Source organism: Bradyrhizobium sp. 1(2017) (genome assembly GCF_011602485.2).
In the GTDB taxonomy this organism is placed as follows: Bacteria; Pseudomonadota; Alphaproteobacteria; order Rhizobiales; family Xanthobacteraceae; genus Bradyrhizobium.
This window is the reverse complement of record NZ_CP050022.2, coordinates 7,396,266-7,407,466: the sequence shown is the minus strand read 5'-3', so window position 1 is coordinate 7,407,466 and position 11,201 is coordinate 7,396,266. Positions and strand designations below refer to the sequence as shown.

The window sequence follows — 11,201 nt, the reverse complement described above, 5'->3', positions numbered from 1 at the left end:
GGAACTGGGGTTGTCGTTAAGGTGGAAGCCCCGGTGTCGTCCTGTCGAAGCCTGCGAAAACCAGGACCCGTAACCACAGGACGCGGTTACGGCACACCGGCAGCCGCATCGAGGGTCCTGGCCTTCGCCAGGACGGCCGCAACCTACTCGGCCGCCAGTGACTTCTCACGGAGCGGCAGGCCCAGGCGATCCCATACTTGCAGCAGGGCCTCGGCCAGCTGATCGATCAGGCCGTCGTCGTGATAGGGCGACGGGGTGATGCGCAGGCGTTCGGTGCCCTTGGCGACGGTCGGATAGTTGATCGGCTGGATGTAGATGCCGTGCTCCTCGAGCAGCAGGTCGGAGGCCTGCTTGCACTTTTCGGGGTCACCGACGAACAGCGGCACGATGTGGGTTTCGCTCGACATCACCGGCAGGCCGGCGGCGTTGAGGATCGCCTTGACGCGGGCGGCGCGGTCCTGGTGGCGCTCGCGCTCCCAGCTCGAGGTCTTCAGGTGCTTGATCGCGGCAGTCGCGGCCGAGCAGATCGCCGGCGGCAGCGCGGTGGTGAAGATGAAGCCCGGCGCGTAGGAGCGCACGGCGTCGATGATCTGGCCGTTGCCGGCGATGTAGCCGCCGAGGCAGCCGAACGCCTTGGCGAGCGTGCCTTCGAGGATGTCGATGCGATGCATGACGCCGTCACGCTCGGCAATGCCGCCGCCGCGCGGACCGTACATGCCGACGGCGTGGACCTCGTCCACATAGGTCATCGCGCCGTAGGTCTCGGCGAGATCGCAGATCTTGGCGAGCGGCGCCACGTCGCCGTCCATCGAATAAAGGCTCTCGCAAGCGATCAGCTTCGGCCGGTTCGGGCCCGCAGCCTTCAACTGCGCTTCGAGATCGGCAAGGTCGTTGTGGCGGAACACGACGCGTTCGCAGCCGGACTGGCGGATGCCCTCGATCATCGAATTGTGGTTGAGCTCGTCCGACAGGATCAGGCAGTTCGGAATGAGTTTCGCGATGGTCGCGATGCCGGTCTGGTTCGAGACATAGCCCGAGGTGAACAGCAGCGCGGCTTCCTTGCCGTGGAGGTCGGCGAGCTCGGCCTCGAGCTGGACCAGCGGATGATGTGTGCCGGCGATGTTGCGGGTGCCGCCGGCGCCGGTGCCGACCCGGGTGGCGGTCTCGACCATGGCGCCGACCACCTTCGGGTGCTGGCCCATGCCGAGATAATCGTTCGAGCACCAGATCACGACGTCGCGCTTGCCCTTGGGCGAGTGCCAGACTGCATGGGGAAACCGGCCGGCCGTGCGCTCGAGGTCGGCGAACACGCGGTAGCGCCGCTCGGTGTGGAGACGGTCGAGGGCGGAATTGAAGAACTGGCTGTAATCCATCGGCAAAACCTGCAGCGGAACCCGGCCCAAGTCGGCCGTTCAATTTTTAGAGCCTTTCCAGCTCCGATGTCTATGCGCCTGCGCACATTTGAGGCAAGGCGGGCGTGCCAATTGATAACGCCGGTCCGGCGGCGATTGTTGATGTGGATCAACCGCCTAGCACGGGCCTGCCGGCCGGGGCCGGAACTGCCGGGGAGGCAGGACCTGCCGTGGACATTTTGTCCATGGCGCGGCGCCCTCCATGATTGCCGAGCCGGTCGCGCCGACATCACAGCCTCGCCCCGCTCTTCGCGAGGCGAGGACATTACGTCGTCCTGAACTGCAGCACGCCGTCCTGCGTCTGTGCCGTCAGCCGGCCCTCGACGATCATGTAGTTGACGTGGGCGACCAGCTCGCCGGCGGCAAAACCCATCTGGTGCTCGTCCAGCACGTGCTTGTTGAACACGACGGGCACCAGGGCGCGCGAGGTCTGCGGCACCTCGCGGCAGGCTTCAGCGATCAGGCGGCAGCGCTCCTCGTGGTGGTCGGCGAGCTGCTTGATGCGGGTCTTGAGCCCGTAGAACGGCACACCGTGGCCGGGCAGCACCAGCACGTCATAGGGGAGCGTGGTGGTGAGGCTGGCGAGCGAAGCCAGATATTCGCCGAGCGAGTTCTGATCGGGCTCGACCGCCCAGACGCTGACATTGGGCGAGATCTTGCTCAGCACCTGATCGGCGGAGAGGAAGAGCTTGTCGTCGGCGCAATACAGCATCACCTGGTCGAGCGCATGGCCGCCGCCGGTGATCACCTTGAAGCGGCGCGAACCGATCACGACGTCGTCGCCATGGGAGATGCGGCGGTAGGACGGCGGCAGCACCGAGACGCGCTTGAGGTAATCCTGGCCGCGGCCGAGCAGCTTTTCCGTGAGCGACTCGTCCATGCCATGACGGCGGAAGAACTGCCGCTGCGCCTCGCGCCGCTCCTCGGTGCCGCGGTTCTGGTGATAGACCGATTGCAGATACTCGACCTGCGACATCACCAGCGGGCAGTTGAACCGTTCGACGATCCAGCCCGCCAGCCCGACATGATCAGGATGCGAATGGGTGACGATCAGGCGCGTGATGTTGACGCCCTTCAGGGGTCCGTCGAACAGTTTGGTCCAGGCCTCGATCGTCTCTTCGTTGCCGAAGCCGGCGTCGATCATCGCGTAGCCGTCGCCATCGGCGAGCAGGTAGATGTTCACATGGTTGAGGCGGAACGGCAGCTTCAGCCGCGCCCACAGCACGCCCGGCCGCACCTCGACCACCTGGTCGGGGCCGGGATGCTGGTCCCAGGGATAGCGCAAGGCCTCGGCCGAGGACTGCGCGGTGTCGGTTTTCGAGTTCATGCTACCGGCTTAACCCCGCTGCGCGCGGGGCGCTAGCCGAAAAGCAGGCCAGCCGGTCGCCGCATAGCGGTCATTCCGGCCGCCGTTTTTCCGTGTGCCGGTTGAAGCCTGCCAAGAACGCCGTCATCCGGGGCGCGCCTGAGCGCGCCGCCGGAATCCCGAGATTGTTGCGCGAGATTCCGGGTTCGCCTCTTCGAGGCGTCCCGGAATGACGATCAGGCCGCCCGCATGTTGTTGAGGAACGCGTCGATCTCTCCGCGCAGCATGTCGGCCTCGCGGCGCAGCGCGTCGGAGGCGCCCAGCACTTCGTTGGCCGCGGCGCCGGCTTCGGCCGAGGCCGTGGAGACGCCGACGATGTTGCTGGAGACTTCGCTGGTGCCGCCGGCGGCGTGCTGAATGTTGCGCGCGATCTCGCGGGTGGCTGCGCCCTGTTCCTCGACGGCTGCCGCGATCGTCGTGGTGACGTCGTTGATCTCGCCGATGATCCGGCCGATGCCCTGGATGGCGCCGACCGCCGAGCTCGTGATCTCCTGCATGCTGGCGATCTGGGTGCGGATCTCCTCCGTCGCCTTCGCGGTCTGGCTGGCGAGGCTCTTCACCTCGGAGGCGACCACTGCGAAGCCGCGGCCGGCCTCGCCCGCGCGCGCCGCCTCGATGGTGGCGTTGAGGGCGAGCAGGTTGGTCTGCGAGGCGATGGTCTGGATCAGATCGACGACGACATTGATGCGGCTGGCGCTGTCGGCGAGGCTCTGCACCGTGGTGTCGGTGGCGCCGGCCTCGTCGACCGCCTTCTTGGCGATCTCCGCCGACGTGACCACTTGGCGGCTGATCTCCTCGATCGAGGACGACAATTGCTCGGTGCCGGCGGACACGGTCTGCACGTTGACCGAGGTTTCCTCCGCCGCGGAGGCGACCGCGTTCACCAGCGCGTTGGACTGGTCTGCAGTGTTCGACATGCTTTGCGCGGTCGATTGCATCGAATTGGCCGATTGCGCCAGATTGTCGAGCGCGCTGCGCACCGTGCCCTCGAACTCGGCGATCTTCGCTTCCATCCGCGCGGCCCGCTCGGCTTTCGCAACGCGATCCTTGTCCTGCTCGCCGGCGAGTGCCCGGGCTTCGATCATGCTGTCGCGGAACACGGTCAGCGTTTCCTTCATCACGCCGATCTCGTCATTCTGGCGGGAGCGGACGATCTCGGTGTCGAGGTCGCCGGCCGAAAGCAGCTGCATGGCGCGCTGAAGCTCGCGGATGCGGCGCAGGATGTTGCGGCCGACATAGAGCCAGACGAACAGGGCCGAGCCGACCAGCATCAACGCGCCCAGCGCCAGCATGACTGATGTCGCGAGCGAGATCTCCTGCCGCGCCCGGGAGGTCGAGGCGTTGGTCTCCTTCTGGACGCCGTCGACGAGCTGCTGCACGCTCATGCCGAGGCCGACATTGAGCTTGCGGGTCTCGTCCAGGATGGTCTGGCCGTAGTCGATGGCGTCGAGCTCCTTCTGGCGGATCTTGAACACGCCGGTCTTGCCTTCGCCGAAGGCGAACAGCTTTTGCACGGCCTCGCGCACCGCCTGCATCGAGGGCATGTTCGGGAGGTCCTCGAGGTTCGACTTGACCCGGTCGCGCGTCGCCTTGAACTCCTTCTCGATCGCTTCCAGCGTGTCGCTGTTGTTGGCCGACAGCGCCGCCATCATGTCGGCGGCCATCAGGTTGCCGTTGGTGGAGATCGTCGCGACCTGGGAGACGGTGCGGGCGGCTTCGGTGGCATCGTCGGCGGAAACTTCCGCCGCGCCGAGGATCGCGTTCAGACGCGTCTGCGCATCCAGCATCGCAGGGCCGGCCGCACCGACGAAGGCGAGCTGCGCCTTGCGCAGTGCCTCGTATTGCTTGTCGTGCAGCGCCCCGGTCTCGAGCCGCTCGCGCGCGGCCGACACCAGGCTCTGGGTCGCCTCGTCGATGCTCTTGGCGGTGTCGCGCAACGCGGTCGCAATCTGCTTGTCGGCGCCGAGCTCGATGATCTCGCCGAGCTTGGCCATGGCGAGCTGCTGGATCTCCTGCACCTTCTTGGTGCGCTCGCTCAGCGCCTCTTCGGACGGTGATGCGAGGAGGCCCGGACCCTGCGCCGCGAGCGTTGCGCTTTGCGAGGCGAGCTGAAGGCTTGCAGACAGGCGCGGAATGTCGCGGCCGCTCAGGTCCATCATGGTGTTGCCGAGATGGTTGAATACGAAGCCGGCGCCGGCCGCGATCACGAGGCCCATGCCCGCGATCACGGCGAAGGCTGCGAACAGGCTGCCGCGCACGCCCCATTTCGGCATTTTAAGACGCGGCCGCAAGCGGCCGAAACTGACACGGATTGCCATCGAAAATTCCCCCACGCCCTTGCTTCTGTTTTGTGGCCGGGAGTATCGGGCGGGCCGGTTAAAAAATCGCAATTGGTGCAATCGGTTGCGCGCGTTCCGCACAGCGAAAAAGAGGGGCCGGCAACGATGCCGGCCCCTCGTCATGCTAAAGCTTTTACTAACCGCTCAGTAGCGCGCGACCGCCGGGCTTGCCCAGTTGAAGCGGTAGTTGACGCCCGCCTTGATGGTGTGGTCGTCGGTGGTGAAGTTGCCGGTGCCGGCCAGCGGGCCCGCCACGAAGCGCGCATCGCCGAAATTGTAATACTGGTACTCGGCCTTGGCCGACCAGTTCGGCGCGACCATGTATTCGAGGCCGGCGCCGACGGTGTAGCCGTTGCGATGATCGCCGTCGATGATGAAGCCGGTCGGCACGCCGCCAACCGTCACCTTCTCGTTGTTGTCCGAATAGGCGTAACCGCCCTTCACGTAAATGAGACCCGGACCCCAGGTGTAGCCGACGCGGCCGGTGATCGAGCCGAGACCGCGCTGGTCGTTGGTGTAGGCGACGCCGCCCGGGAACACCGCGCCGACGCTGCCGGAGAGCCAGGAATACTGGCCTTCGACGCCGACTACGAAGTTCGGGTTGAGCTGCCAGTCCGCGCCGACCTGCACGCCGCCGAGGAAGCGGCCGTTGCCGTTGTTGCCGGTGGAGAGGCCGCTGAAATTGTTGTCGCTGGAGAATGCGCCGCCGAGATGGGCGCCGAGATAGAACCCCGTCCAGTCGTAGATCGGCGCGGCGTAGGCCGGCGCGGGCGCCTTGTAATAGCCGCGGTTACCGAGATCGGCGCCGACGGCCGGCGCAGCGGCGCCCAGCACGAGCAGCGCAACGGTCGCAAACAGAATCTTCTTCATCGTCTTTAACTCCAACACGTAAATTCCCCGGCAGGCGCGCTTTCCGCGCCGGCGTTGGTTTTGCAGATAGCTCGCTTTTGACGAAAATCCTGTCACATGCATGGCACAACGGCACCCAACCTAACTTATTGGGCTGTAAATGATTTTCGTGCTTAATGGCGGCTTAAGAAGTGGTGAAGGAAGGCTTAACGTCGCGCATCTCGAGTAACTTGCGCGCGCCTTTTGTTAACCAAGACGCCGCAGCGCCTCATCGCGCATCTGCGCGCGAAAGGCGGCGCGCTTCGCCGGCCGGTCTTCCTCGCGCACGTCGTGGCGATCGAAGATGTCGAACTTCTCCAGGATCGGATGGCGCTCGCTCGCCATTGCGAGCACGCGCAGCACCTTGGTCGCCGCCGGCGTCGGGCCGCTCACCTCCCAGCGCCGGATGGTGTCGGCGCCGCCCTTCTCCGGCAATCCGCACAGCCTGGCCATGTCGGCCGCGGTGAGCTTGCGCGCGAGCGCGTCGGAGAGATCGTTGCGGAGTTGCTTCAGTTCGGCGCCGGTCATGCTGCTTGCGTCCAGGGAAGTCGGTGAAGGCAATGCACTAGCGCTGATTCGGGTCCATCCGAAGGCGGGCATGATCGTGATAGTGTGTCCGTGCCGGTCGAACGTCAGCGAGGCGGAATCGCATGCCTGTGTTCAAGCTGCCCCTGTCGGGGGATGTCGTCCAGTCCATTTATCCGTCGTTCTTCAGTCCCACCGGCGGCCAGTTCGGCCTCGTCAACATCACGGTGGGGCAATCCTCGGCGCCAGATGTCGAGAAGGATGTGCTGTCGGATGTCGCCGGTTACGGCAAGCAGATCGGACAGATCGCGGACGCGCTGCTGGCCGTGGTCGAGCATCTGGAGTCGCGGCCCGAGCACGCGCTCGCTGACGACCAGGCGATCGCCGCCTTCAAGGAGCTGATGCACTCTGTCGCGAAAGTTAAGGAGCGACATGGGCGCAAGGCGTGTCGCCCGAAGCGACGATGACCGCGGCGGCGTTGCCGGGGCCAGGCACATTTGGGCGGGCACGAAGTTATGAACGGGTGCCTATGGAAATTTTGCGTTGAATGTACACTTGGCACAACGGGCCCGCAGCCAATGAAGGGAACCGCCATGACAAGCATCAAACCCGCCATTGCCGCACTCATCACGATCGGACTGCTTGCCGCGCCCTTCGCAGCCGAAGCGAAGAAGGCCCGGTCGAGCCGGCATTACAGCACCGGTGTGGTGGCGCCGACCTATGGTGGTGCCGGAGCGGCCGCCGCGCAGCCGAGGGCGTCCTATGGTTCGTCCGGACAGACGGTCGGTACGGTCACGGCGCCGTCGATCGGCTCTTACAATTGGCCCTCGGTCGGCGTGACCAACTCGGTCCCCACCTGGAGCAACACCACCAGGTAGACCGATGCGGATCAGTGTGCGCCGCTCGCCAATCCGGAGAGCAAGTAGAGCGCGACCAGCAATGTCCCGACCGACAGCATCGTCGTGATCGAGACCGTGGCCGCAACCAGCTTCTCCTCGACCTTGTGCTCGTGTGCGAGGACATACACGGTCTTCGCCGTCGGCACGGCCGCGCAGACGACCGCCGCGACGGTGTAGAGCGGGTTGAGGCCCAGGACCACGCTGAGCCCGTAGACGATCAGGGGCATGACCACCAGTTTCACCGCCGCAAGCCCGAACGACGCCGTCATATTTGATCGCACGCCCTCGACGGATAGACCGAGGCCGATGGCGAATAGCGCGCAGGGCGTGAGCGCGGCCGCGATCATGTTCAGATAGGTCGCGACCGGCGCCGGAATCGGTAAGCCGGTCATCGCCCAAACGAGACCAATGAGCGTCGACAGCACCATCGGGTTGAGCAGGATCTGCTTCGCCAGTCCGGTAGAGGACGCCGACGGTCCGCGCGCGTCGCGCTTTTCCAGCAGGATGACCGTGATCGGAAACATCACGGCGGCCACGAACACCGTCGCGACCGCGGCGGGAAGGACGGCGGGCTGGCCGTAGATCGCATGCAGGATCGGCAGCGCGACGAAGCCGGTGTTGGTCATCGCCGCCGCCATCCCATGGATGGTGCTGCTGGCGAGATCGTGTTTGCCACCCGATCGGACCGCCAGGAACACCAGCGCGAAGCAGATCAGTGAACCGCCGCCGAATGCGAGCAGGAAGCGCCATTCCAAGAGATTGCGCGCCGGCTCCTGCGCGATCGTGACGATCAGCAGCGCCGGCATCGCCACGTTGTAGGCAAAGTGAACCAGGGCATCGGCAAGCGAGCGGGAGAGATAGCCGAGCTCGCCGGCGAGCCAGCCGGTGACGATGATCGCAAACACGGGAAGAACGAGGCTGGCGACCTCCATCCGGCTTCCCCCTGACTGCCAAGCGGCGACAGGGCAGGCTACTCCGGCAATGGATTGCCGTCACCGTGTGATTTGCTCGAGCCGCGGCGGGATCGGAGGTCCCTTTCAGTCAGGGCCATTGCGACCGCGCGGTACGCAGCGCCCACCGAAAGCGGGCGCACGAGCCTAGATTCCCCGGCCGTTCTGTTGACCGATCACGCAGCGCCATCCCGCGAGTCGCTCGGCCGGATGCTGGTTCATCCATTCGGCGAGCTGCGGCGCGCCCATCAGGCAGGACTGCATCGACACCTGGGCAAAGTCCGAGGTGGTGACGATCTGCTCGTGACAATTTCCGGGAGAGGAGAGGCTGCAGAGCACTGCGATGATCTTGATCACGCCAGATTTCCCACGTCACCACCGGCCGCGCGGCTGATTGTCGCCTTGTGCTGCTCGCCGGTCAGATCATTCGGCGGAAAGATGCTGTCGTAGATCGCCCGCGCCTCCTGGATGAGGCGAATGCGCTCACGTTCGGACTTCGAGACAAACTGAATAACCTGGCCCATGTCGGCCTCCAATGGTTCGCTGAATCCATCATCACATGATGGAAATCATTCCAAATGGAAGTGGGGTTCCGGCTGCTGCTTTTCAGTGGTGCAGGCGGTCACACGGGATAAAAAGCCCGTGACTATTCTGTTCCTGAGCGGAACGAGATACCGGGGCGCCGACCTCACGTCGCCGCCGGGCACGCCTCGCGTCATGGGGATCGTCGCAAGCAATTCACGCATGAGCTGGATTCATTCGTCGCGGCAACGTGAGTGCATCACGCCCTCTAGCGGCTTCGCGTTGCGGCACATTTTGGCGAGCGCGGAGTTGTAAATTGACCCAGTGCAGACGAGCAAGCGGCCGATACGACTGAGGGACCGCACCCGAAAGGATCAAGCCATGACAAGAACGAGACGCTCTATTGCTGCTCTTATCGCCATCGGATTTGCGGCCACGCCATTCGCTGCAATCGCGCAGACCTCGGCGACAGGCAGTCAAAACAACATGAGCAGCGGACGCACCGGAGCGCCGGCAACGCAAGGCACGACTTATGGGAGCTCTGGCCAGACTGTCGGGACCGTGACGGCGCCGTCGATCGGAACGTCGAACCAACCCTCTGTCGGTGTGACCAACTCAGTCCCCACCTGGAACAACACCAATCCTCCGGCGCGCAAGTAGGAGCCGCGAACGGCCGGGCTCACGCCGCCGGCGCGCGCTCCTTCCGTCCCGGCACCGCCACCAGCAGCTCACGCGTATAGGCATGCTCAGGCGCGGCGAAGAGCTGCGCGGTCGGCTTCAGCTCGACGATGGTGCCGCGCTGCATCACCGCGATGCGGTCGCAGATCTGCGCGGCGACACGCAAGTCATGAGTGATGAACAGCATCGAGAGGCCGAGGCGCGCCTTGAGGTCTTCGAGCAATTTCAGGACCTGCGCCTGCACCGAGACGTCGAGCGCCGAGACGGCTTCGTCGGCGACGATGATCTCGGGCTCGAGCGCGAGCGCGCGCGCAATGCCGATGCGCTGGCGCTGACCGCCGGAGAATTCGTGCGGATAGCGTTCGAGCGCGCCAGCATCCAAGCCGACCATCTTGAGGAGATCGCGGGCGCGGTCGAATGCGACCTTCGGATCCGTGCCGGCCGCGACCGGGCCGTCGGCGATGATGTGGCCGACCTTGCGGCGCGGATTGAGCGAGGCGAACGGATCCTGAAAGATCATCTGGATGCGATGGCGCTCGGCGCGCAGTGCCTTGCCCGAGAGTGAGGTGAGGTCGGTTTCGCCGATCCGCACCGTGCCGCGGTCGGCCTCGATCAGCCGCACCACGAGGCGCGCCACCGACGACTTGCCGGAGCCGGACTCACCGACGAGGCCGAGCGTCTCGCCCTTGAGGATGTTGAAGTTGACCGCGCGCGCCGCATCGACACGGCGATCTTCGCGAAACCAGCCGCCCGAGGTGACGTAAGTCTTGTCGAGCCCGATCACCTCGACCGCCCGCGCCTGGTCGTCCAGCGGCGCGCGCGCCGGCGGGTCCATCGACGGCACCGCGGCGAGCAGCGCCTTGGTGTAGTCGTGCTGCGGCTCGTTGAATACCGTCGCCGCGTGGCCTTCCTCGACCACCTTGCCGTGCCGAAGCACCACGACCTGGTCCGCGATGTCGGCGACGACGCCGAAATCATGGGTGATGAACATCACCGCCATGTTGCGGTTGCGCTGGAGGTTGCGGATCAGTTTCAGGATTTGCGCCTGCGTGGTGACGTCGAGCGCAGTCGTCGGCTCGTCTGCGACCAACACGGCCGGCTCGAGTGCGAGCGCCATCGCGATCATGGCACGCTGGCGCTGGCCGCCGGAAAGCTGGTGCGGATAGGCACGCACGATTCTTTCGGGATCGGGCAGGCCGACCTCGCGTGCCAGGGCGAGTGCTTTTGCGCGCCGCTCCTTCGGCGTCAGCAGGCCGTGCGCCTCGAACATCTCCGCCATCTGGTCGCCGATCCGCATCAAGGGATTGAGCGCGGTCATCGGCTCCTGAAAGATCATCGCGAGCCTGCGGCCCCGCAGGTCGCGCCAGCCGTCGTCGTCGAGCTTGATCAGGTCGCGGCCCTCGAACTGTATCTCACCGGAGTTGACCGAAACCGTATCCGGCAACAGGCCCATCAGCGCATGCGCGCACATCGACTTGCCGGAGCCGGACTCGCCGACGACGCAGACGATCTTGCCGGGCCGCAAGTCGAGCGAGACGCCGTCGACGGCGAACGGGCGCTCGGCGCCCTTTGGCAGCGCGATCCTCAGGTTCTTGATGGAGACGGCGGGCGGCGCGGTCATC

At 65.4% G+C, this 11,201-nt stretch carries 12 protein-coding genes; 3 read left to right on the top strand and 9 right to left on the bottom strand.

What is annotated here, in order from left to right:
- Nucleotides 1–143 precede the first annotated feature (143 nt).
- The 5 genes from hemA to HAP40_RS35080 form a co-directional block, all read right to left on the bottom strand.
- Nucleotides 144–1,373 carry a 5-aminolevulinate synthase gene (gene hemA, locus HAP40_RS35100; protein ID WP_166812677.1) on the bottom strand — a complete coding sequence of 410 codons (1,230 nt, stop codon included), beginning with the start codon at nt 1,371–1,373 and terminating at the stop codon, nt 144–146.
- A 304-nt stretch (nt 1,374–1,677) separates the two neighbouring features.
- On the bottom strand, nt 1,678–2,739 hold the full coding sequence (locus HAP40_RS35095) for an MBL fold metallo-hydrolase (RefSeq protein ID WP_166812679.1): 1,062 nt from the start codon (nt 2,737–2,739) through the stop codon (nt 1,678–1,680).
- A 215-nt stretch (nt 2,740–2,954) separates the two neighbouring features.
- Nucleotides 2,955–5,096, bottom strand: a complete 2,142-nt coding sequence (locus HAP40_RS35090; RefSeq protein ID WP_166812681.1) for a methyl-accepting chemotaxis protein — start codon at nt 5,094–5,096, stop codon at nt 2,955–2,957.
- A gap of 165 nt (nt 5,097–5,261) precedes the next feature.
- Nucleotides 5,262–5,987: an outer membrane protein gene (locus tag HAP40_RS35085; RefSeq protein ID WP_166812683.1), complete on the bottom strand. Its 726-nt coding sequence runs from the start codon at nt 5,985–5,987 to the stop codon at nt 5,262–5,264.
- Nucleotides 5,988–6,212: 225 nt separating this feature from the next.
- Nucleotides 6,213–6,533, bottom strand: a complete 321-nt coding sequence (locus HAP40_RS35080) for a hypothetical protein (RefSeq protein ID WP_166812685.1) — start codon at nt 6,531–6,533, stop codon at nt 6,213–6,215.
- Nucleotides 6,534–6,655: 122 nt separating this feature from the next.
- Here HAP40_RS35080 and HAP40_RS35075 point away from each other — a divergent pair, with 122 nt between their 5' ends.
- Together HAP40_RS35075 and HAP40_RS35070 are read left to right on the top strand one after the other, a co-directional pair.
- Entirely contained in the window at nt 6,656–6,997 is a 342-nt protein-coding gene (locus HAP40_RS35075) for a hypothetical protein (protein WP_166812687.1), read from the top strand.
- Nucleotides 6,998–7,123: 126 nt separating this feature from the next.
- Nucleotides 7,124–7,408, top strand: a complete 285-nt coding sequence (locus tag HAP40_RS35070; RefSeq protein ID WP_166812689.1) for a hypothetical protein — start codon at nt 7,124–7,126, stop codon at nt 7,406–7,408.
- A gap of 11 nt (nt 7,409–7,419) precedes the next feature.
- Here the strand turns inward: HAP40_RS35070 and HAP40_RS35065 are convergent, their stop codons facing one another.
- The 3 genes from HAP40_RS35065 to HAP40_RS35055 all read right to left on the bottom strand — a co-directional run bounded on the left by HAP40_RS35065 (nt 7,420) and on the right by HAP40_RS35055 (nt 8,915).
- Complete coding sequence (locus HAP40_RS35065) at nt 7,420–8,361, bottom strand: AEC family transporter (RefSeq protein ID WP_166812691.1); 942 nt, start codon at nt 8,359–8,361, stop codon at nt 7,420–7,422.
- 165 nt (nt 8,362–8,526) lie between these two features.
- Entirely contained in the window at nt 8,527–8,736 is a 210-nt protein-coding gene (locus tag HAP40_RS35060; RefSeq protein WP_166812693.1) for a hypothetical protein, read from the bottom strand.
- The gene (locus tag HAP40_RS35055; protein WP_166810871.1) at nt 8,733–8,915 is read right to left on the bottom strand and encodes a hypothetical protein; all 183 of its coding nucleotides are present in this window, start codon (nt 8,913–8,915) and stop codon (nt 8,733–8,735) included. The genes HAP40_RS35060 and HAP40_RS35055 overlap by 4 nt, the downstream gene beginning before the upstream one ends.
- A 367-nt stretch (nt 8,916–9,282) precedes the next feature.
- On the opposite strand from HAP40_RS35055, the gene HAP40_RS37445 reads away from it, so the two are divergent.
- A complete protein-coding gene (locus HAP40_RS37445) occupies nt 9,283–9,561 on the top strand; it encodes a hypothetical protein (RefSeq protein WP_246741218.1) in 279 nt (92 codons plus the stop codon).
- 19 nt (nt 9,562–9,580) lie between these two features.
- Here HAP40_RS37445 and HAP40_RS35050 read toward each other — a convergent pair whose 3' ends face one another.
- The gene (locus HAP40_RS35050) at nt 9,581–11,200 is read right to left on the bottom strand and encodes an ABC transporter ATP-binding protein (protein WP_166812695.1); all 1,620 of its coding nucleotides are present in this window, start codon (nt 11,198–11,200) and stop codon (nt 9,581–9,583) included.
- Between the last annotated feature and the right edge of the window lies 1 nt (nt 11,201).